Raw genomic sequence first — 21,265 nt, 5'->3', positions numbered from 1 at the left:
CCGGGAAGTGGCTGTACTCGACACTGACGGCTCCGGCGCGACTGATGTGTGCCATGCACCGAACCCTGGCAGGAGAGCACACGCAGGGTCTACGAGGAGCCAAACCTTCCTGGGCATGGTGGTTGTCCGCCACCGTGCCGGGCTCCCGCTGGAGGCTTAGATCAAGGAAACGGACGGAATGACAGGTGACAAATCCATCCCGGCTGTCCGCAACGAACCGGCGGGCAGCGAAGGATCACGAGCCGTCCGAGCCCCGCTGCCGTACGACCGACCCCGTCCGCCCCTTCACCACCTCCAGCTGGGCGTGGATGCGCCGGCGCAGGTCCGCGACATGGCTGACGATGCCGACGCTGCGGTCGCGCTCCCGCAGTGAGTCGAGGACGTCGAGGACCTCGTCGAGGGTCTGGTCGTCGAGGCTGCCGAAGCCCTCGTCGATGAAAAGCGTGTCGAGCCGCACGCCGCCCGCCTCGTCCGTGACGACGTCCGCGAGGCCGAGCGCCAGCGCGAGGGAGGCGAAGAACGTCTCGCCACCGGAGAGCGTCGCCGTGTCGCGCTCCCGGCCGGTCCACGCGTCGACCACATGCAGTCCGAGGCCACTGCGGCCACGGCCAGAACGGTCGGCGGAGTGCACGAGGGTGTAGCGCCCCGAGGACATGCGCTGCAGGCGCACGGTCGCGGCGGCGGCCACCTGCTCAAGGCGCGCGGCGAGGACGTACGACTCCAGGCGCATCTTGCGTTCGTTGTCCGCAGAAGTGCCCGCCGCGAGTCCGGCGAGGCGGGCCACGCGGTCGTACTCCTCGCGCAGCGGCGCAAGACGGCGTACGCCTCTGGCCGCGCGCGCGGAGAGGCCGTCGAGTTCGGCGCAGCGCCGCGCGGCCGCGTCCTGCGCGGAGGCCGCGGTGCGCAGGCGGTGGTCGGCGGACTCGGCGGCGCGTTCGGCGGCCGGCAGGTCGGCGGGAGGCTGCTGGGCCGCGGCTGTCGTGTCGGTCTCGGCGAGCACCGCGCGTACCGCGGCCTCCTCCGACTGCCAGGCGTCGAGCCGCCGTTGGAGCTCCCGGTGGGCCGCGTCGTCGAGCAGTGCGGCGGCCGCCGCCTGCGGCGTGTCGAACCCGGCGCGGAAGGCCGCGTCGGCGAGTCGCGCGTCGGCGTCCTTGAGGCGTTGCGCGGTGTCCTGGGCGTCACGGACGGCGTCCGCGGCCTCGGTGAGCTGGGCGACCCGCCGCTCGAGCTGTGCGGCCCGCGCGGCTACGCTGTCGGCGGCGCCCCGCGCCTGCGTCAACTCCCCTTCCAGACCAGCTCTTTCGCGATCCAGCGCATCGCGGAGCGAGGCGCGGGACGCGACGTGGCGGGACGCTTCCTGTTGGGCGGCCAGCCGCCGCTCGTGCTCGCGCTCGGCGTGCTCCCGCGCCTCACGCGCCGCGTGCAGCCCGGAGGCGACGGTGCGGGCCTCGGTGTGCTGCCGCTCCCACTCCTGCGTCTGCGCTACGAGTTGTTCCGTGGGCGTGTCACCCGCCTCGGCGGTCGCGGCCGCCAGCGCCTCGCGTACGACGCCGAGCCGCCGCTCGGCCTCGGTGCGCACCTCCTCGGCGCGCTGATACGCGACGAGGGCCCGCTCCTCCGCCTCCCGGTCGACATGTCCGGCGATCTTCCGTGCGGGCGCCGGGTGTGCGGTGGCGCCGCAGACGGCGCAGGGCTCGCCGTCGACGAGGCCCGCGGCGAGTTCGGCGGCGATGCCCTGGAGGCGCTGTTCCTTCAGGTCGAGCCAGTGGTCGCGCGCCTCCGTGGCGCGTTCACGCGAGGCGAGCGCCCGCGTCCGGGCGTCGTCGGTGTCCCGGGCGAGCTGGTCGCGCTGACGAGCCGCGTTCAGCCGCTTGAGCGCCGGTTCGCGCTGGACGGCGAGCTGCTCGGCGCGCGTCGCGGCCTCCTGCGCGGACTCGATCCGTGCCTCGATCCCGGTGCGGGTCGCCTCCCAGCCGGCCAGCCAGCTCTCGGCCTCCTGGAGGATGTCCTCGTCGGCACGCTCCTGGCGGTCCAGGTCGGCCCGCTCCAGGGCGAGTTCCGCCAGTCGGCGTTCGGCGCGGCGGGCCGACTCCAGGCCGCCGAGCTCCTCGGCCGCCTTGCGCGCCGCCGCCGCGAGTCCGGGTGCGCCGGCGTCGGCGAAGGTCTCCGGCAGGGCGGCACGCGCGTGTGCCTCCTCGGCGGCCGCGCGCCGGTGCTCGGCCTCCGCGGCATCCCGCAGGTCGAGCGCGGGGGCCACCGCCTCGGCCTTGCGGCCCCGCTCCATCCGCGCCTGGGCCTCCCCATGGGCCTCAGCCCGCTCCTCCAGGCGCGCGGCACGCTCCCGCGCCTCCGCGAACCGGCGTTGCAGGCGGGCCACTTCCCGTACGTCGTCGAGTACGCGGTCCGCCGCGGCCTGCGCGGACTCCGCGGCCATCCGGGCGCAGTGGGCGATCGTGAGCCGTTCGCGGGCCGTGCTGCGAGCGACGGCGGCCCAGGTGAGGACGGACTCGGCGAGGCCCGGGTCGCCGGGCGTCAGGTCGGGCATCGGGACCTCGACGGCGCCCCGGGCCTCCTGCTGCATCCGGTGCGCGTCGGCCAGCAACGCGGCGTCCCCGGCGCGCACTTCGGCCTCGGCCGCGCGCCGCCGCTCGGCGAGGCGCTTTTCGACCTCGGCGAAGCGATGGGTGTCGAAGAGGCGGCCGAGCAGCTTGCCGCGGGCCTCGGCGTCGGCCCGCAGGAAGCGCGCGAAGTCGCCCTGGGGCAACAGCACGACCTGGCAGAACTGCTCACGGCTCATGCCGAGCAGCTGGGTGACCTCCTCGCCGATCTCCTGGTGCGAGCGGCTGAGGTCCTTCCAGGCCGCCGCCGACGCGTCGTACTCACGCAGCCAGCTCTGTGCCTTCTCGGTCGTCGTCCCGCTGCCACGCTTCTTCGGGCGCTCCCAGGGCGGCTGCCGGGTGATCTCCAACCGGCGTCCCGCGACGGTGAGTTCGAGGCGGATCTCGGTCCGGGTGGCGGGTGCCGCGTGATCGCTGCGCAGGCCGATTCCCTGGCCGCTCTGGCGGGCGCCGGGCACGGCTCCGTACAACGCATAGCAGACGGCGTCCAGGACGGAGGTCTTGCCCGCGCCCGTCGGGCCGTGCAGCAGGAAGAGCCCGGCGGCCGACAGCTCGTCGAAGTCGACCTTCTGGGCACCACCGAACGGCCCGAACGCGGTGATGTCCAGGCGGTGCAGCCTCATCGGGCCCCCTCGAAGTCCAGCGGGTGTCGAGCCTTCGGGGAGTCCTGTCCACAGGACATCACCGTGATCGGCGGTCGTCGCTTCACCGGGCGACCTCCCGGACCGCCTCGTCGGCGCGGACGGCGTCGAACGCGTCCCGCAGCACGGCCTGCTCATGGGCGTCGGGGCCCGCGCCTCGCACATGGGCCACGAAGTCCTCCGCGATCTGCTGTTCGCTGCGGCCCGCCAGGCGCCGGGCATAGGAGACGTCCGGGTCCTCGGGGGCCCGCTCCGGGTCGAAGGCGAGGCTGAGCGTGTGCGGGAAGCGCTCGGTCAGCCGCGCCATGGGGTCGGCCGGGCGCACCGGGTCGGTGAGGGTGGCCTCGACCCAGGCCTCTTCGTGGCGCTCCAGCCCGGGATCGGCGAGCAGGTCGTCCAGGTGTCCCCGGACGCGGGCGAGCGCGCGGGGGACCGGACAGTCGATCCGCTCGGCACTCACGGCTCCGTCGGGGCCCAGGTCCACCAGCCACATGGTCTTGCGGTGGTCGGCCTCCGAGAAGGAGTACGGCAGCGGGGAGCCGGAGTAGCGCACGCGCTCGGTGATGGTCTGGCTGCCGTGCAGGTGCCCGAGCGCGGTGTAGTCGACGCCGTCGAAGACCCCCGCGGGCACGGAGGCGACTCCACCGACGGTGATGTCCCGCTCGCTGTCGCTGACCTCGCCGCCGGTGACGAAGGCGTGGGCGAGTACCACGGAACGTGTGCCCGGCGCTCGCGTGGCGAGGTCGGCACGAACCCGGTCCATGGCGGCCGCGAGCACGGTCTCGTGTCCCGCCTTCTGCACCCCGAACTCGTCCTTCACCAGGGCCGGTTCGAGGTACGGCAGGCCGTAGAAGGCCACGTCGCCGTGGGCGTCGGTGAGCACCACCGGGGTGCCGCACGCCGATGCCTCGGTACGCAGATGGATGCCGGCGCGCCCGATGAGGCCGGCGCCGACACCCAGCCGGCGCGCCGAGTCGTGGTTCCCGGAGATCATCACCGTGGGCACGCCGAGGTCGGCCAGCCGGTGCAGGGCGTCGTCGAAGAGCTCGACGGCGGCCAGCGGCGGCACCGCCCGGTCGTACACATCCCCCGACACGACCACCGCGTCCACCTCGCGCTCGCGCGCGGTCGTGACGAGATGGCCGATGAACTCGGCCTGGGCGCCGAGCATGTTCACCCGGTGGAACGCCCGGCCGAGATGCCAGTCGGAAGTGTGCAGAAGCCTCATGATCCCCGAGACTAACGGGCGGGTCGGACATCACGGGCGGCTACTCCCGTATCGACCCTCGGCACACCGCGCCGGGCGCGCACCACGCGCGCGTGTCCCACGTGATGCCACGGCTCACGGTGACGCCACCGCTCGCGGCAGGCGTCGTGTCGCGCCGCTGAGCCCTGCGGTGGTGCGTGCCGTCACAGGGCGCCGCCGCTCACGCGTCCCCGTAGGCCTCTCCCCCGAGTTCGAACCCCGCCGTCCCCGCGGTCGCGTCCGCGAGCCACGCCCGGAAGGCCTCCACGTCGGCGTCCGGCAGCCCGATCTCGATCGTGACCGTCTCGCCGTAACGCACGTCACGCACCTCACGTCCAGTGGACCGCAGGTCGTTCTGCACCTTGCCCGCGCGCTGGTGGTCCACCGTCACCGTGGCCAGACGGAAACGCTTGCGCGTGATCGTGCCGAGGGCGTCGAGCGCCTCGCCCACCGACCCGCCGTACGCCCTGATAAGTCCGCCCGCGCCCAGTTTGACCCCGCCGTAGTAGCGGGTGACGACGGCGACCACGTAGCGCATATCGCGCCGCAGCAGCATCTGGAGCATGGGGACGCCCGCGGTGCCGCCCGGTTCGCCGTCGTCGCTCGCCTTCTGGACGCCGGCTCCGGCGCCGATGACGTACGCATAGCAGTTGTGCGTGGCGTCCGCGTGCTCCTTGCGGACGCCGGCGATGAAGTCCTGGGCCTCCCGCTCGGTGGCGGCCGGGGCGAGGGCGCACAGAAAACGGGAGCGGTTGACCTCGGTCTCGTGCACACCCGCGCGGGCCACTGTGCGGTACTCGTCCTGCATCACGCCAGCGTATGTGCTGCACGCGCGCGTGGAGCCAGCGGCCGGCCCAAGCCCCATACGCGCGCACCCCACGCACGTAGAGCCCCCGCCCGACACGTACGCGCCGCACGCACGTAGAGCCCCCGCCCGACACGTACGCGCCGCACGCGCGCGTGGAGCACGCCGGTTCGCCGTACGGCTGCCCCGGCAGCGGGGCGGGCGGCGCGGTGGTGGATACTCGCTCCTCGTTGCCCAAAGGCCCCAGGCCAGACCGCCCCAGGCCGGACCATCGGCCCCGTGGGGCCCGACCGATCGCAGGGAGATCGCAGCATGACCGGCACCCAGGTGGAGAGTAAGGACGCCTCCGAACCCGACGAACCGGGGCCCTCCGCTGCCACGCCCCGCTGGCGGGCCTGGCTCCTGGAGGGCTTGAGCGAGCGGTCGGCCCGTCACCCGGGCCCGCACGCCACCCCGGACGCCGAGCACCAGGGCCACAAGTGGTGGCGGGTGATGTGTCTGACCGGCGTCGACTACTTCTCCACCCTCGGCTACCAGCCGGGTATCGCCGCACTCGCGGCCGGCCTGCTGTCCCCGCTCGCCACCCTGGTGCTGATCGCGCTGACCCTGCTCGGCGCGCTGCCGGTCTACCGTCGCGTCGCGCACGAGAGCCCGCACGGCGAGGGCTCGATCGCGATGCTGGAGCGGCTGCTGCCCTGGTGGGCGGGGAAGATCTTCGTACTCGTGCTGCTCGGATTCGCCGCCACCGACTTCATGATCACCATCACGCTGTCGGGCGCCGACGCTGCCGCGCACGTCGTGGAGAATCCTTTCGCTCCGCACTGGATGCAGCACGCCAACACCTGGATCACCCTCGTCCTGGTCGCCGCCCTCGGTGCCGTCTTCTTGAAGGGCTTCAAGGAGGCCATCGGCATCGCCGTGGCGCTGGTGGCGACGTATCTCACACTTAATGTCGTCGTGCTGGCCGTCGCCGCCTGGGAGGTGCTGAGCCACCCGGTCAGGATCGGCAACTGGACGGACGCGATGACGGCCGAGCACTCCTCGCCGCTCGCGATGATCGCCGTGGCGCTCCTCGTCTTCCCCAAGCTGGCGCTCGGCATGTCCGGCTTCGAGACGGGCGTGGCGGTGATGCCGCAGGTCAAGGGCGAGCCGACGGACACGCACGCGAAGCCGACGGGCCGCATCCGCGACACTCGCAAGCTGCTCACCACGGCTGCCGTGATCATGAGCGGATTCCTGCTGCTGTCCAGCCTGGCGACGACGATCCTGATCCCTCAGGACGAGTTCAAGACCGGTGGCGCGGCGAACGGACGGGCCCTCGCGTATCTCGCGCACCAGCACCTGGGCGAGGCCTTCGGCACGGTCTACGACATCTCGACCATCGCCATCCTCTGGTTCGCGGGCGCGTCCGCGCTCGCCGGGCTCCTCAATCTCGTACCGCGCTATCTGCCGCGCTACGGCATGGCCCCGGAGTGGACCCGCGCCGTGCGTCCGCTGGTCCTGGTCTTCATGGCGGCCGCGGTGTTCATCACCCTGTGGTTCAACGCGAACGTCGACGACCAGAGCGGCGCGTACGCGACCGGCGTGCTGGTCCTGATGCTCTCCGCGTCGTTCGCCTCGACGGTCGCCGTGCACAAGCGGGGCCGGCGGGCCGCCGCGATCGGCTTCGGCGCGATCACCGCGGTCTTCGGATACACCCTGGTCACCAATGTGATCGAGCGGCCGGACGGCATCAAGATCGCGCTGATCTTCATCCTCGCGATCCTGATCACCTCCTTCGCGTCGCGGGTGCGCCGCGCCTTCGAACTGCGCGCCGCGGACGTCACCTTCGACGAGGCGGCGGCGCGGTTCATCGACGAGGCCGCGGCGAGCGGCCCCCTGCAACTGATCGCGAACGAGCCGCAGGAGCACAGCCGCCGGGAGTACCGCGCCAAGGAGTACAACCAGCGCGAGCACACCCACATCCCCGACGGCCGCCCGGTGCTGTTCCTGGAGGTCTTCGTGACGGACTCCTCGGACTTCACGGCCGACCTGGCGGTGCACGGCGACGAGAAACACGGCGTGCGCAGGCTGCGAGTGGAGGGCGCGACCGTGCCGAACACGATCGCCGCCGTCCTCATGCAGCTGCGCGACCGCACCGGCCGGGTTCCGAACGCCTACTTCAACTGGACCGAGGGCAACCCGCTCAGCCACCTCGTGCGCTTCCTCGTCTTCGGCGACGGCGAGGTCGCGCCGGTCACCCGCGAGGTGCTCCGCCGCGCCGAGCCCGAGCCGGAGCGCAGGCCCCGGGTGCACGTCGGCTGACGCTCAGCCCTTCTTGCCCCTCGGCACCGCCACGTCCGTCAACAGGGCCGTGCCGGGGGCGAGTTCCCGCCAGCTGCTGCCGTGCCAGGCGAGGACCGCGACGGCCGAGGTCGGAAACTTGGTCCGTACGTGGTCCAGCGCGTCGTCGAGGCCGTCCCCGGCCAGATCGAGGACCAGCTCCTCGAGGCCCGGGTTGTGCCCGATCAGCAGCAACGTCCCCACCTGGTCCGGGGCTTCGCGCACGGCCGCCAGCAACTCCGGTACGTCCGCCGCGTACAGCCGCTCGTCGAGCCGTACGGGGGGCGGGGTGCCCCACTGCTCCGCGGCCAGTTCCCAGGTCTGGCGGGCGCGTACGGCGGTGGAGCACAGCGCGAGGTCCGGCAGGCAGTCGGCCTCGGCGAGGGCGCGCCCGGCCGCCGGGGCGTCGCGGCGGCCGCGTGGCGCGAGCGGCCGCTCGTGGTCGGACACTCCCTCGGGCCAGGCGGACTTGGCGTGCCGCAGGACGACGAGTCTGCGCAGCGGTCCGGCGCCGTGGCGCGCCGTCACAGCGACGCCCCGATCTGCCGGGTGAGTTCGAGCCCCAGGAGACGGTCCGCGTAGGCGTACGTCTCGAAGCGTGCGCCCTCCGGAACGTCGGACGTCTCCACCCAGCGCAGCACGCTCAGCACCGCGGGGACGTCCAAGTCGTCCTCCCAGGCGTCGCGGAGCCGTTGGCGGACGTCGTCGGGGACGGGCCGGGACGGCCGGGTCGCCCAGCCGGCGACCGCGGCGCGCCAGCGCGTGAGCGTCTCGTCGGCGCCCGCCAGGGTGGCCGCGTCGAGCCGCACGGGCTCGTCCCTGCGGTGGGTGAGCAGGGCGAGCCGCAGGACGGTGGGATCCGCGGGACCGGTGCCGCCCGGTTCTTCGACGGGCGCCACCTCGACGCGCACGCCGCTTGCCGCCGCGCCGCTCCTCGTGTCGTCCTCCTTGGCGTCCGGGCCGAGTACGTGGATGGTCCGCGGCTCGCCCGGGCCGGTCGCGGTGTCGTGGTGGTCCTCGAACGGCCGGATGCCGAGCGCCGCGGCGCCCGCCCGGAGGTCCGCCTGGTCCGCTGTACCGCTCAAGGTCGGCCAGACGGGTGTTCCGCCCAGTTCCAGGGCCCGTACCAGGACGTCGGCGACGAGGAGCACCCGCAGACCCGTGGTGTCGTACTTGGACGCGCGTGCGTGCACGCGGACGGGGCTGCGTCGGGCGCGGGCGGCGTCGGTGGGCTCGCCCGTTCGGGCGTCGATGATACGGAGCACGGGGTGAGCGTAGGCGGGCCGGAGGCCGGGCGCAGGGAGGTGGGACCCATTCCGGACATGCGTACGTGATTCAGGTGGCCCCCGTCGGACGACCTCGGGGGTCGGCGACGACCTCGACAGCTGCAGTCCCCAGCGGTCTGCGACGACCTCGACTGCCACGGTTCTCAGCCCAAACGACGACCTCGACCGCCGCGGTTCCCGGCGATCTGCGGGGGCCTCGACCACTACGGACCCTGGCTGTCTCGGTCGGACGTCCGAGGTCCCCGGCGGTCTCCGCCGCGGATACTCCGGCAGCCTCGGTGCCACCTCGGCGCAATCGGGCGGCGGCCGGTCGGCGACCGACAGTGACGCGCCTGGACCTCACCGGAGTTCCCTTTGCGAGGCCGGTGGCGGCCGGGAGACAATCGGGGAAACGCGATGACCGCGGCCCCGCTGAACCGAACCCAATTCCAGGCGGGCTTTTCCGTGTGACGTATGTGACGTATGTGACGTACAGGCCCGGACCCCTGTGGCCCGCGACTGTTCCACCCTCGGGCCGTTTCGAGCCCGATCATCCTCGTGTCCCGGTGGATTCCCACTGTCCGCACGTTCTTGGCGTGGTTGTCGCCGACCCCGCAGATCTCCTTGCCCGATCCAGGAGTCGCGTCAGCTCGCCGAGGAGACCGGCGGACCACAAGTACCAAGGAGAGCCACATGTCAGACGCCGTCCAGCCGGTCCTGGAGCCCGCGGCAGCCGCGTTCACGGAGGCCACCGCCAACCCGCCCTACCTCTTCGACCTGCCGCCCGCCGAGGGCCGCAAGGCACTCGACGAGTTGCAGTCCGGCGACATCGAGAAGCCCGCCGTCGACGAGGAGTGGATCACCGTCCCCGGCGGCCCCACCGGCAGTGTCCGAGCCCGCATCGTCAAGCCCGCCGGAGCGGAAGGGACCCTGCCGGTCATCCTCTACATCCACGGCGCGGGCTGGGTCTTCGGGAACGCCCACACCCACGACCGCCTGGTACGCGAACTCGCCGTCGGCGCCAACGCCGCCGTCGTGTTCCCCGAATACGACCTCTCACCCGAAGCCCGCTACCCCGTCGCCATCGAGCAGAACTACACGGTCGCCCAGTGGGTCGTCGAGCAGGGCACATCCAAGAATCTGGACGGCTCCCGCCTGGCCGTGGCCGGCGACTCGGTCGGCGGCAACATGACCGCCGCCCTCACTCTGATGGCCAAGGAACGCGGCGACGTGCCCTTGGTCCAGCAGGTGCTGTTCTACCCCGTCACCGACGCGAACTTCGACACCGCCTCCTACCACCAGTTCGCCACCGGCTACTACCTGCGCCGCGACGGCATGCAGTGGTTCTGGGACCAGTACACGACCGACGAGACCGACCGCGAGCAGATCACCGCCTCCCCGCTGCGCGCCACCACCGACCAGCTCACCGGACTCCCCCCGGCCCTCGTCATCACCGGCGAGGCCGACGTCCTGCGCGACGAGGGCGAGGCCTACGCCAACAAACTCCGCCAGGCCGGAGTCCCCGTCACCGCCGTTCGCCACCAAGGCATCATCCACGACTTCGTGATGCTCGACGCCCTGCGCGAGACCCAGGCTGCCGAGGCCGCGATCACGATGACCGTCGGCACGCTGCGCACCGCGCTGCACGGCAACTGACACGACAGACACCGCGCACCGCCCACACTTCCCCACGTCACTCCGTGCATCAGCCCGCCGGGCCCGGCGGGCTGATGCACGGAGTGACGGACGACGGGCGAAGAGATACGATTTGTGACGCGCCTCACCTTGAGTGAAGATGCGCCTCACCTTGAGTGAAGGGGTGTGGGTCATGGGCGTATCCGAAGCGGCACCCGACACGCGCGACGGCCGGCCCGGCCTGAGGCGCGAGGTCGGCTTCGTGGGTCTGATCTGGGCATCCGAGGGGTCGATCATCGGATCCGGCTGGCTGTTCGGCGCGCAGAAGGCGCTGGGAGTGGCCGGGCCCGCCGCGATCATCTCGTGGGTCATCGGCAGCGTCGCGATCCTGATCCTGGCGCTGGTGCACGCGGAGCTCGGCGGGATGTATCCGGTCTCCGGTGGTACGGCCCGGTTCCCGCACTACGCGTTCGGCGGAGCCGCGGGAGCCTCGTTCGGATGGTTCTCCTGGCTCCAGGCGGCCACGGTGGCACCGATCGAGGTGCTGGCGATGATCACGTACGGCCAGCACTACTCGTGGGCGAGAGGCTGGCTGGAGATCAAGGGCGGCCAGGACATTCTGACCGCGTCCGGGATCGCCGTCGCGGTCGGACTGATGGCGGTCGTCACCGCCATCAACTTCCTCAGCATCCGGCTGCTGGCACGGACCAACAGCGCGGCGACGTGGTGGAAGGTCGGCGTCCCGCTGCTGACGATCTTCGTGTTCGCCATCATCCAGTTCCACGGGAGCAACTTCACCGCCGCGGACGGGTTCAACCCGTACGGCGCGAAGGGCATCCTGGCCGCGGTGTCCACAAGCGGGATCATCTTCGCGTTGCTGGGCTTCGAACAGGCCGATCAGCTCGCCGGGGAGAGTTCGAACCCGAAACGCGACATCCCGCGCGCGGTGATCGGCTCCATCGTGGTCGGCGCGATCATCTACATCCTGCTGCAAGTCGTCTTCCTCGCCGCGCTTCCCGCCTCACAGGTCCAAGGAACCTGGACCACCGCCGCGTTCAACACCCTCACCGGGCCGTTCGCCCAACTCGCCACGCTCCTCAGCCTGGGCTGGCTGGCCGCGGTCCTCTATCTCGACGCGGTGGTCTCCCCCGCCGGTACGGGCCTGATCTACATCACCGGGTCCTCTCGGGTCTCCTACGGACTCAGCCGCAACGGCTATGTGCCGTCGGTCTTCGAGAAGACCACCCGGAGCGGAGTGCCCTGGCCGGGTCTCATCGCCGCCTTCGTGACCGGCTGCGTCTGCTTCCTTCCGTTCCCGAGCTGGCAGTCGCTGGTGGGGCTGATCACGAGCGCCAGCGTGCTGATGTACGCCGGTGCGCCGCTGTCCTTCGGCGTCTTCCGCAACCGTCTGCCGAACGCCGACCGGCCCTACCGCCTGCCCGGCGGTTCCTGGATGTCGCCGCTGGCCTTCGTCGTCGCCAACTTCCTGATCCTCTGGTCCGGTTGGGCCACCGACTGGAAGCTGGGCGTCGCGATTCTCATCGGCTACGTCATCCTCGTCGCCAACCGGGTCTTCAACATGAACCCGATCACGCCGCAGCTCGATCTGCGGGCGGCGCAGTGGCTGCCCGTCTACCTGATCGGCATGGGCCTCATCGTCTACGCCAGCGACTTCGGGCCGCTCAAGCACCCCTGGTTCCCCCTCTGGTGGGACATGGCCGTCGTGGCGGCGTTCAGCCTCGCCATCTACTACTGGGCGATGGCGGTGGCTCTGCCGGCCGAGCAGATCCAGCGGATGGTCGACGAGGTGATCGTCCCGGAGGAAGCCGACATCCACTGACCCGCGTCCCGGATGACCGAGCACACCGCCGCACAGCGCGACGCACTCCCGGAGAACAGGCGCGCCGGCAGTGAGTGGGGACCACGCCGTTGCGTGCGGCCGCGCCGCTGTCTCTGCCGGGCGTCCCGTGGACGGGACCAGGCCCGCCTCGGGCGCACGGATCTCACCCCGGGAATGGCCGCCCGCCCCGCGCTGTTGCCCCGCTGGACGGACAGCACCGACAGAGACTCCAAGGAGGCCGACCGTGTACGGCGACCCGGCAACGATCCGCAAGATCCTCACGGAACTCGGCGACACCTGGGCCGTCGTCGGCCTCTCCTCGAACCAGCGCCGTGCGGCATACGGAGTCGCCGACGTCCTTCAGCGCTACGGCAAGCGCATCGTGCCCGTGCACCCGAAGGCCGAGACCGTCCACGGGGAGAAGGGCTACGCCACGCTCGCGGACATCCCCTTCGACGTCGATGTCGTCGACGTGTTCGTCAACAGCGACCTCGCCGGACCCATCGCCGACGAAGCCGCCGCCGTCGGTGCCAAGGCCGTCTGGTTCCAGCTGGACGTCATCGACGAAGCCGCGTACGACCGGACGCGGGCCGCCGGGCTCGACATGGTGATGGACCGCTGCCCGGCCATCGAGATCCCACGGCTCGGCTGAGCCGACCTGCCGTCGGCCTGTGGGCAAAAGCGGTTGACGTCCCGTGAGCCCCACGGGTTTCCTGCTCACCGTGCCTACCCTCCGTATAGAACAGCCGGACGACGAAGCCCGTCTCAAGGACTGGCAGCATGTCCACAACGTGATCGTCCCGCCCGCCGCCATGTCGCTCGACGACGTGCGCGAACGCGTCCGGCGGAACCTCCTGGAGGTCGCCTATCTCGGCGACGTCCTGGTGGGGTGCACGACAGTGCGTCCACCCACGGACGACACCGCCACGGCCACGGTGATCGCGCGCGTGCTCGCCGAACACCGTGGTCAGGGGTTCGGCGAGGAGTTGTACGTACGCGGCCTCGATCAGGCGCGTGAGCTGGGCGCCGGGGTGATCGAGACCGTCGTGCTGGCAGCGAATGAGGACGGACTGCGGTTCGCGTTCAAGCACGGGTTCGCCGAGATCGAGCGCTATGTGCTGCCGGGCGAGACCGCCGAGTGGGTCGACCTGCGGCTCGCCTGAGCAGGCCGCCGGTCGCCGGTCGCCGTCACTTCCGCCGGTCGAGGAAGGCGGCGACGGTCTCACTGAAGCCGTCCGGATCGTCGACCCAGGGGAAATGGCCGGTGTCCGGCTGAACGGTCACCTCGGCCCGGGGGAACAGCTCCGCGATGGCCGCGGCGACACGTGGCAGCGGCCCGCTGTCCAGCGCGCCCACGAGGAGCAGCACCCGCGCGTCCCAGGCGGCGACAGCCGCACGGGCTTCGTCGGGGCGGAAGGCATCGGGGGCCGCGTACCGCTCCGCGGCCTCCTCGTTGGTCTGTTCGACGTCGGTCGCGGCGTGCGCGCGGGCAGCGGCGTCCCAACGGCCGTAGAAGAACGGGGCGATGGCGTCCCAGTCCGGGTCGCTCGCGGTACCGGCCCAGACCCGTTCGTAGGCCTCGTGCGCGCTCTCGAACCACGGCTCGGTCTTGCGCAGGGCGGCCGCCTCCCTGCGGTGCTCCTCGGTGAAGTCGATGCCGAGGGCCCGCGCGCGGCCGGTGATCAGCGTGAGGGTGCGGATGCGCTGGGGGTGCCGGGCCGCGTAGAGGAGGGCGAGATCGGCGCCCGCCGAGTGGGCGAGCAGGTCGACCTGCTCCAGCCCGAGATGCGCCCGGAGCGCCTCGACGTCACCGATCTGCCGGTCGCAGCGGTACGTCGCCGGGTCGGCCGGGATACCGGAGTCGCCGGTGCCGCGCAGGTCGAGCATGACCAGCCGGCGGTGCCGCGCCAGTCCGCCGAGATCGCCGAGGTAGGCGGAGGCACGCATCGGCCCACCGGGGAGGCAGAGCAGCGGCTCACCCTGGCCCCTTACGTGATAGGCGAGTTCGGTCCCGTCGGATGCGGTGAGGGTCGGCATGGCCCCATCCTCATGACGGCCTGACGATCACGGCAAGCGGTTTGCGCGACGCGCGACAGCGACGTGCGGCAGCGGCAGCGGCAGCGGCAGCGGCAGCGGCAGCGGCGCACGCTCCCACCCCGTCCGAGGCCAAGCCGCACACGCCCCCACCCCGTCCGAGGCCAAGCCGCGCACGCTCCCCGCCAGGTCCCGCGAGGAGCGTGGCCCGATACGCCCGCGAACACACGTTCACCCTTTTCAGTCGTGCGCGGGCCGGTCCGTGATGCGGTGGTCGGCCAGGCTCAGCGCCTCGTCGACCACCCGGCGCAGATGGCCGTCGCCGAGTGCGTAGATCACCCGGCGCCCCTCCTTCCTGGTGTTCACGAGCCCGGCGAGACGCAGCCGCGCCAGATGCTGGCTGACCGCCGGGCGCGCGGCACCGCATGCCTCCGTGAGCGTGGTGACATCGGCCTCGCCGCCGGTCAGGGTGTGCAGCAGCGCGAGGCGGGTGCGGTCGCCCAAGAGGGCGAGGAGTTCGGCAGCGAGCGCGAACTGTTCCTCGCCGGGGCTACGCGGGTGCGCATCATGCGCAGGTGATAGGTGCATGCGTGCGCTCATACGCACATAATGGCTCCATGGACGCCGACACGTCCACTCCCGCGCATCGGAAGGGGCCCCACGTGAGCGACCACCACCATGAGCACGGCCAGGGCAGCGCGGACGGTCGCCGGCACGGCCAGGATCCCGCGTACGACGCTGGGCCCCGCCACGCCCCGCACGGCCACGAAGACCCGCACCACCACGGCGAGCATCGCCACGAACACGGATACCTTCACCACGAGCTTCACCACGACCTTCATCACGACCTTCGTCACGACGAAGTCGAGGAACCGGACGGGCGCGACCGCACCCACCGGCCCCACCAGCCCCACCAGCCCCACGGGCACAACCACCCGCACGCCCGCCCGCACTCCGGTCTCGCGAGTCGCCTGCGCCACCTCCTCACTCCCCACTCGCACGAAACCGCCGACAAACTCGACTCCGCGCTGGAGTCGTCGGCCCGGGGCATGCGGGCACTCTGGGTCTCGTTGGCCGTCCTCGGCGCAACAGCCCTGGCACAGGCGGTCGTTGTCGTGCTGTCGGGATCGGTCGCGCTGCTCGGCGACACCGTGCACAACGCCGCCGACGCGCTGACGGCCGTGCCGCTCGGGATCGCCTTCGTACTGGGCCGCCGCGCGGCGACGCGGCGCTTCACCTATGGCTACGGAAGGGCGGAGGACCTCGCCGGCATCGTGATCGTGCTGACCATCGCCGCGTCCGGGACCTTCGCGGCCTGGACGGCGGTCGACCGACTGCTCGACCCGCGCCCGGTGCGGCACCTCCCGGTCGTCGCGGTGGCCGCGTTCATCGGCTTCCTCGGCAACGAGTGGGTCGCCCGGCACCGCATCCGCGTCGGCCGCGAGATCGGCTCCGCCGCGCTGGTCGCGGACGGACTGCACGCCCGTACGGACGGGTTCACGTCACTGGCCGTGCTGGTGGGCGCGGGCGGCGCGGCGCTCGGGTGGCAACTCGCCGACCCGCTGGTGGGGTTGGCGATCACGGCGGCGATCGTGCTGGTGCTGCGCGATGCCGCCCGCGAGGTCTTCCGGCGCGTGATGGACGCCGTCGAACCGGAGTTGGTGGACCGGGCCGAGCGGGCACTGCGGGAGGTCACGGGGGTGCGTGACGTGGGCGAGCTGCGGCTGCGGTGGATCGGGCATCGGCTGCGGGCCGAGGTGGCGGTCGTGGTCGACGGCGAGGTGAGCGTGCGCCAGGCCCACCGCATCGCGGTCGAGGCCGAACACGCCCTGCTGCACGCCGTACCGAAGCTCACCGCGGCCCTGGTCCACGCGGATCCGGCACCGGCGCCGGGCGAGACCGACCCGCATCTGGCACTGGCCCATCACACGGCGGCCTGACCGGCGCCGGGACCCCCACGTGACCGGCACCGGGACGCACACAGCGCACTTTCACGGAGGCCACGCGTGGCACGCACGTACAACGAACCCTCCCGGCAGCCACGCACAGACGACCGCCTCGGCACGCATTCACGGCGCACCCCCTTGCGGCCACGCACAGCCGCCCCTCCCTGCCTGCACACCCCCCGCCCCCCCGCCACCGCGGCCGAAGTCAGGCGAGGCCCAGCCCTTCCAACACCACAGCGTTCGGCAGTTCCGCGAACGCCTTTCCCGGTACCAGGAGCTTCCCGCGCCGTCGGCCACTGCCCACCAGGACGTACGGCAGCTCGACGACGGCCGAGTCGACCAACACGGCCCAGTCGCCCGGGAGTCCGATCGGTGTGATGCCGCCGTACTCCATGCCGGTCTCGCCGGTCGCCATGTCCATCGGTGCGAACGAGGCCTTGCGGGCGCCGAGCCCGCGACGCACGACGCCGTTCACGTCGACGCGGGTGGTGGAGAGGACGACACACGCGGCGAGCGTGGTCTCGCCGCCGCGCTTGCCCGCGACGACCACGCAGTTGGCGGACTGGTCGAGCAGCTCCCGGCCGTAGTGCTCGACGAAGGTCGCGGTGTCGGCCCACTCCGGGTCCGTGTCGACGTAGACGATCTGGTCTGCGGGGATGCTGCCCCGCCAGTCGCGCACGGCGTCGGCGACCGGGCGGGTGAGCTCGTCGAGGCAGTCGGGGGCGGCCGTGGCGTGGTCGAAGTGTCCGATGGGTGCGCGCATGACCGCACGCTAACAGCCGTGCCACTGCGACCCGCCCGGTGTCTCAGTGGACGAGCGGGACGGACACCGCCATGACCATTTCGACCGGCACGTCGCCGTCATTGCCGTACGTGTGCGGGGTGTTGGCCTCGAAGGAGGCGCTCGCACCCGTCGGGACGCGGTGCGCCACGCCGTCGACCGTGAGGGTCAGCTCGCCCGCCATGACGTGGACGAGTTCGACCGTGCCGGTGGGGTGCGGGTCGGAGGGGCTGCCCTCGCCCGGCATGAGCCGCCAGTCCCACATCTCCAGGGGCCCCGGCGCCTCGGTGCCCGCGAGGAGGCGGTTGTAGCTGCCCGCGTCGGTGTGCCACAGCCGTACGGCCTGCTCGGCCGGGACGATCCGGACCTTGGGGCCCTGCTCGTAGTCGAGGAGGGTGGTGATGCTGACGCCGAGTGCGTCGCCGATCTTGACGACGGTGCCGAGGCTGGGGTTGGTCCTGGCCTGTTCGATCTGGATGAGCATGCCGCGGCTGACTCCGGCGCGAGCGGCGAGCGCGTCCAACGTGAAACCGCGCTCGCCGCGCCAGCGCTTCACGTTGCGTGCCAGGGACTGAGTCAGCAGGTCGAGATCCGACACATTCCGTCCAATATTCTGGATGACAGAGTTCAATCAGGTGAACTATTGTGTGGTGCACCCGATCGTTCACCGAACTGTACTGCGAGGCACCCCGTGACAGCACTCTTCGCCCTGGCCACCAGCCTCCTGTGGGGCCTGGCCGACTTCGGCGGAGGACTGCTGACCCGACGTACGCCCGCGCTGACCGTGGTGGTCGCCTCCCAGTCGATCGCGGCGGTGGTGCTGGGCGCGATCGTGGTCGCCACCGGCGGCTGGAGCGCGGCCGGACCGCAGCTGTGGTTCGCGTTCGCCGCGGGACTGGTGGGTCCGATCGCGCTGCTGTCCTTCTACAAGGCGCTCGCCCTGGGCCCGATGGGTGTCGTCTCCCCGCTCGGCTCGCTCGCCGTGGCCGTCCCCATCACCGTGGGTCTGGTCCTCGGAGAGCGCCCCGGCCTCACCCAGCTCGCGGGGATCGCGATCGCCGTGGTGGGCGTCGTCCTCGCGGGCGGCCCGCAGCTGCGCGGCGCCCCCGTGCAGCGGCAGGCGATCTTCCTCACGCTGATCGCGGCGCTCGGCTTCGGCACCGTGTTCGCGCTGATCGCGGAGGCGTCGTCGTCGGTCACCGGACTGTTCGTCGCCCTGTTCGTCCAGCGCGTCACCAACGTCGTCACCGGTGGCGCCGCGCTGTACGTCGCCGTGAAGCGGGGCGCCGACGCCCTCCCCGAGGGCGGTTTCCCCTGGGGCTCCCTCCCCGCGCTCGCCTTCGTCGGCCTCGCCGATGTCGCGGCCAACGGCACGTACTCGGTCGCCGCCCAGCACGGCCCGGTCACCGTCGCCGCCGTCCTCGCCTCCCTCTATCCGGTGGTCACGGCCCTGGCCGCGCGCGGCATCCTCAGCGAACGCCTGCGCGGAGTACAGGCCGCGGGAGCGGGACTGGCGCTGGTCGGCACGGTACTGCTGGCGACGGGCTGAGCTCGGGAGGGCCTCAGGACTCGGCGCGTACGTCCCCGGAGGCACCCTCGGCATCGAGGTCCAACTCCGCCAGGCGCGCCGCGGTCTCCTCGTCCATTCCCGACAGGGCGAGCAACTGCTCCGGCGTCACCCCGTCGGGAATCGGCACCGGCGCCGGTGTCCGCAGCGGCGGCTGCCACCCGTCCACCGGGTCCCAGCGCCGCACGACGCGTGCCGGTGCGCCCGCCACGACCGAGTGGTCGGGCACCGTGCCGCGTACCGCCGCACCGGCCGCGACCACGACGTTCCGCCCGATCCGCGCCCCCGGCAGGATCACCGCCCCGGTCCCGATCCAGCAGCCGGGCCCGATCTCCACCGGTTCCATCCGCGGCCACTGCTTGCCGATGGGCTCGTGCGGATCGTCGTACGAGTGGTTCGTGGAAGTGACGTAGACGTACGGCCCGAAGTAGCAGTCGCTGCCGATGGTGACCGTCGTGTCGGCGATGACGTGGCTGCCGCGGCCGAGCACGACGCCGTCGCCGATCCGCAGGATCGGGTCGGGGCCGAGGTCGAGGTCGGGCATCAGGCCGGCGGTCAGGGTGACCTGCTCGCCGACGATGCAGTGGTCGCCGAGGTGGATCCAGGGTTCGCCGAAGACCGTGCCGAGCGGGAAGGCCAGTCTGGTACCTGTTCCCATCGCGCCGAAGCGGAGCCGCCCGGGGTGCTCGGCCGTGACGGCACCCGTGCGCTGCACCCAGGCCCAGCCCGCGTGGACGGCGCGCTGCGCGAGGCGGCGCCGCCATGATGAGAACGTGTTCTTGCGCTTGGGCACCCGCTCACGGTACTCAGCACGCGGTGCGCCGATACGGTCGTACGGCTGTGATCTTCGCCCCACCGGAGCGGTCGGCGATGGCATACGGTGCCGGTGTACCGAACGACGACCGGACGACGAGATGGTGAGACGGTGACGACGCAGCAGGCGCTGATCATGGGAATCGGCGGCAAGGATCCGCAGGTGGACCCCGAGGCGTTCGCCGCGCCGACGTCCGTGGTCATCGGGGAGGTCACGCTGCACGAGGGCGCGAGCGTCTGGTACGGCGCGGTGCTGCGCGCCGACTGCGGTCCGATCGTCATCGGCGCCGACAGCAACGTCCAGGACAATTGCAGCCTTCACGTGGACCCCGGATTCCCCATCTCCGTCGGTGAGCGGGTCTCCATCGGGCACAACGCCGTGGTGCACGGCGCCACCGTCGAGGACGACTGCCTGATCGGCATGGGCGCCACCGTGCTCAACGGGGCCGTGATCGGGGCCGGTTCACTGGTGGCCGCGCAGGCCCTGGTGCCGCAGGGGATGCAGGTCCCGCCGGGCTCCCTCGTCGCCGGAGTCCCCGCCAAGGTCAAGCGCCAACTGACCGACGAGGAGCGTAAGGGCATCTCGCTCAACGGCACGTTGTACGTGGAGCTGGCGAAGGCGCATCGGAACGCGCACAGCGCCGGGTAAGGGGTGCGCCTGCAAGGGGTGCGCCTCTAAGGAGCGCGGGGCTGTCACGTCATGCGGCTCACCACGGGGGCGCGACCAGCCACCAACGGCGCGCGGTGCCAGGACGACCCGCGGTGGTCGGCGGAGCGAACCGGCGGAAGTCGGTGGAGCGAACCGGCGGAAGTCGGTGGAGCGAACCGGCGGAAGTCGGTGGAGCGAACCCGCGGAAGTCGGTGGAGCGAACCCGCGGAAGTCGGTGGAGCGAACCCGCGGAAGTCGGTGGAGCGAACCGGCGGAAACTACTCGGCCGCCGGTACGGGCTCAGGCTCCGCCGTCTCGTGCGCCGACGTGGCCTTCTTCGCCTTCCGGCGAACGACCAGCATCGAAGCGAGCCCGATGAGCACCGCCGCCACCAGCCCGAGCCAGGAGAACCGCTTCAGCCAGGACTCGGCGACGACACCCACGTAGTAGATGACCGCGGTCGTGCCACCGGCCCAGATGACGCCGCCGAGCACGTTGGCGATCAGGAACTTCCAGTACGGCATCCGCAGCACACCCGCGAGCGGTCCCGCGAAGATCCGCAACAGGGCGATGAAGCGGCCGAAGAAGACCGCCCACATGCCCCACTTCTGGAACGAGCGCTCGGCGGTGGCGACGTGGCCTTCACTGAAGTGCCTGGGGAACTTGGCGCCGAGCCAGGCCAGCAGAGGGCGTCCGCCCCTGCGGCCGATGGCATAGCCGATGGAGTCACCCACGATCGCACCGAGGCTGGCGCACGCCCCGAGGACGACCGGGTTGATGCCCGAGTGCTGCGAGGAGAGCAGGGCCGCCGAGACCAGGATGATCTCGCCCGGCAACGGGATGCCCAGGCTTTCCAGGCCGATGACCAGGCCCACCAGCGCGTAGATGCTGACCGCGGGCACCGTCTCGAGCCAGTCCTGGACGTGCAACGCCGGTTCCTCCCGTTTCGCGTACCTGCATTGCCGGTGCATTCCCGGCGTGGGGCCGGCCCGGGCGCCCCCCCGGCCGCCGAGCCGGCGCCGCCGGGGGGGGGGGGGCCACCCGGGGCCCCGCGCGGGGAGGGTGGGCGTGGGCCCCACAGGGGGGGGGGGGGGGGGCGGCGG

The 21,265-nt window shown here is 71.9% G+C and carries 19 protein-coding genes; 8 read left to right on the top strand and 11 right to left on the bottom strand.

All coding sequences use genetic code 11. From position 1 onward, the window contains the following. Positions 1 to 235: 235 nt before the first annotated feature. From ACFVXA_RS29060 to ACFVXA_RS29050, 3 genes are all read right to left on the bottom strand, one after another. On the bottom strand, positions 236 to 3,241 hold the full coding sequence (locus tag ACFVXA_RS29060) for an AAA family ATPase (RefSeq protein ID WP_390027488.1): 3,006 nt from the start codon (positions 3,239 to 3,241) through the stop codon (positions 236 to 238). Between the two features lie 82 nt (positions 3,242 to 3,323). After that, positions 3,324 to 4,487, bottom strand: coding sequence for an exonuclease SbcCD subunit D (locus ACFVXA_RS29055; protein WP_362027621.1), 1,164 nt, complete (start codon positions 4,485 to 4,487; stop codon positions 3,324 to 3,326). Between the two features lie 199 nt (positions 4,488 to 4,686). Then, positions 4,687 to 5,313 (bottom strand): YigZ family protein, encoded by a 627-nt coding sequence (locus tag ACFVXA_RS29050; protein ID WP_390027486.1) that lies wholly within the window; start codon positions 5,311 to 5,313, stop codon positions 4,687 to 4,689. A gap of 309 nt (positions 5,314 to 5,622) precedes the next feature. Between ACFVXA_RS29050 and ACFVXA_RS29045 the strand changes: the two genes are divergently transcribed. Beyond that, positions 5,623 to 7,614, top strand: a complete 1,992-nt coding sequence (locus ACFVXA_RS29045) for an amino acid transporter (protein ID WP_362027627.1) — start codon at positions 5,623 to 5,625, stop codon at positions 7,612 to 7,614. 3 nt (positions 7,615 to 7,617) lie between these two features. On the opposite strand, the gene ACFVXA_RS29040 is transcribed toward ACFVXA_RS29045, so the two are convergent. Both ACFVXA_RS29040 and ACFVXA_RS29035 read right to left on the bottom strand, forming a co-directional pair. Continuing rightward, positions 7,618 to 8,160: a SixA phosphatase family protein gene (locus tag ACFVXA_RS29040; RefSeq protein WP_390027483.1), complete on the bottom strand. Its 543-nt coding sequence runs from the start codon at positions 8,158 to 8,160 to the stop codon at positions 7,618 to 7,620. Continuing rightward, positions 8,157 to 8,897: a hypothetical protein gene (locus ACFVXA_RS29035; protein ID WP_390027480.1), complete on the bottom strand. Its 741-nt coding sequence runs from the start codon at positions 8,895 to 8,897 to the stop codon at positions 8,157 to 8,159. Before ACFVXA_RS29035 ends, ACFVXA_RS29040 begins: the two co-directional genes overlap by 4 nt. A gap of 693 nt (positions 8,898 to 9,590) precedes the next feature. On the opposite strand from ACFVXA_RS29035, the gene ACFVXA_RS29030 reads away from it, so the two are divergent. From ACFVXA_RS29030 to ACFVXA_RS29015, 4 genes are all read left to right on the top strand, one after another. Continuing rightward, positions 9,591 to 10,553, top strand: a complete 963-nt coding sequence (locus ACFVXA_RS29030; protein ID WP_390027478.1) for an alpha/beta hydrolase — start codon at positions 9,591 to 9,593, stop codon at positions 10,551 to 10,553. A gap of 172 nt (positions 10,554 to 10,725) precedes the next feature. Further along, on the top strand, positions 10,726 to 12,372 hold the full coding sequence (locus ACFVXA_RS29025) for an APC family permease (RefSeq protein WP_390027475.1): 1,647 nt from the start codon (positions 10,726 to 10,728) through the stop codon (positions 12,370 to 12,372). 244 nt (positions 12,373 to 12,616) lie between these two features. Then, on the top strand, positions 12,617 to 13,024 hold the full coding sequence (locus ACFVXA_RS29020) for a CoA-binding protein (protein ID WP_384024208.1): 408 nt from the start codon (positions 12,617 to 12,619) through the stop codon (positions 13,022 to 13,024). Positions 13,025 to 13,094: 70 nt separating this feature from the next. Next, positions 13,095 to 13,535 carry a GNAT family N-acetyltransferase gene (locus ACFVXA_RS29015; RefSeq protein WP_384024210.1) on the top strand — a complete coding sequence of 147 codons (441 nt, stop codon included), beginning with the start codon at positions 13,095 to 13,097 and terminating at the stop codon, positions 13,533 to 13,535. A 25-nt stretch (positions 13,536 to 13,560) separates the two neighbouring features. Here the strand turns inward: ACFVXA_RS29015 and ACFVXA_RS29010 are convergent, their stop codons facing one another. Both ACFVXA_RS29010 and ACFVXA_RS29005 read right to left on the bottom strand, forming a co-directional pair. Next, positions 13,561 to 14,409 (bottom strand): alpha/beta fold hydrolase, encoded by an 849-nt coding sequence (locus ACFVXA_RS29010; protein ID WP_384024212.1) that lies wholly within the window; start codon positions 14,407 to 14,409, stop codon positions 13,561 to 13,563. Between the two features lie 237 nt (positions 14,410 to 14,646). After that, positions 14,647 to 15,006 carry an ArsR/SmtB family transcription factor gene (locus tag ACFVXA_RS29005; RefSeq protein WP_383906966.1) on the bottom strand — a complete coding sequence of 120 codons (360 nt, stop codon included), beginning with the start codon at positions 15,004 to 15,006 and terminating at the stop codon, positions 14,647 to 14,649. 62 nt (positions 15,007 to 15,068) lie between these two features. Here ACFVXA_RS29005 and ACFVXA_RS29000 point away from each other — a divergent pair, with 62 nt between their 5' ends. Next, a complete protein-coding gene (locus tag ACFVXA_RS29000; protein ID WP_383748425.1) occupies positions 15,069 to 16,346 on the top strand; it encodes a cation diffusion facilitator family transporter in 1,278 nt (425 codons plus the stop codon). A gap of 211 nt (positions 16,347 to 16,557) precedes the next feature. On the opposite strand, the gene ACFVXA_RS28995 is transcribed toward ACFVXA_RS29000, so the two are convergent. Together ACFVXA_RS28995 and ACFVXA_RS28990 are read right to left on the bottom strand one after the other, a co-directional pair. Then, on the bottom strand, positions 16,558 to 17,115 hold the full coding sequence (locus tag ACFVXA_RS28995) for a YbaK/EbsC family protein (protein WP_383748427.1): 558 nt from the start codon (positions 17,113 to 17,115) through the stop codon (positions 16,558 to 16,560). 43 nt (positions 17,116 to 17,158) lie between these two features. Beyond that, positions 17,159 to 17,731: an XRE family transcriptional regulator gene (locus tag ACFVXA_RS28990; RefSeq protein ID WP_362027652.1), complete on the bottom strand. Its 573-nt coding sequence runs from the start codon at positions 17,729 to 17,731 to the stop codon at positions 17,159 to 17,161. A 93-nt stretch (positions 17,732 to 17,824) separates the two neighbouring features. Between ACFVXA_RS28990 and ACFVXA_RS28985 the strand changes: the two genes are divergently transcribed. Next, positions 17,825 to 18,682 (top strand): EamA family transporter, encoded by an 858-nt coding sequence (locus tag ACFVXA_RS28985; RefSeq protein ID WP_390027472.1) that lies wholly within the window; start codon positions 17,825 to 17,827, stop codon positions 18,680 to 18,682. 13 nt (positions 18,683 to 18,695) lie between these two features. Here the strand turns inward: ACFVXA_RS28985 and ACFVXA_RS28980 are convergent, their stop codons facing one another. Then, entirely contained in the window at positions 18,696 to 19,493 is a 798-nt protein-coding gene (locus ACFVXA_RS28980) for an acyltransferase (RefSeq protein WP_362027656.1), read from the bottom strand. Positions 19,494 to 19,649: 156 nt separating this feature from the next. Here ACFVXA_RS28980 and ACFVXA_RS28975 point away from each other — a divergent pair, with 156 nt between their 5' ends. Then, on the top strand, positions 19,650 to 20,162 hold the full coding sequence (locus ACFVXA_RS28975; RefSeq protein WP_362027829.1) for a gamma carbonic anhydrase family protein: 513 nt from the start codon (positions 19,650 to 19,652) through the stop codon (positions 20,160 to 20,162). A 278-nt stretch (positions 20,163 to 20,440) separates the two neighbouring features. Here ACFVXA_RS28975 and ACFVXA_RS28970 read toward each other — a convergent pair whose 3' ends face one another. After that, on the bottom strand, positions 20,441 to 21,091 hold the full coding sequence (locus ACFVXA_RS28970) for a DedA family protein (RefSeq protein ID WP_389753208.1): 651 nt from the start codon (positions 21,089 to 21,091) through the stop codon (positions 20,441 to 20,443). Between the last annotated feature and the right edge of the window lie 174 nt (positions 21,092 to 21,265).

Origin of the sequence: Streptomyces sp. NPDC058246, from assembly GCF_042881985.1 — a bacterium.
Taxonomy (GTDB): Bacteria; Actinomycetota; Actinomycetes; order Streptomycetales; family Streptomycetaceae; genus Streptomyces.
The sequence above is the reverse complement of the archived record's forward strand: the minus strand, read 5'-3'. Positions and strand labels throughout refer to the sequence as shown.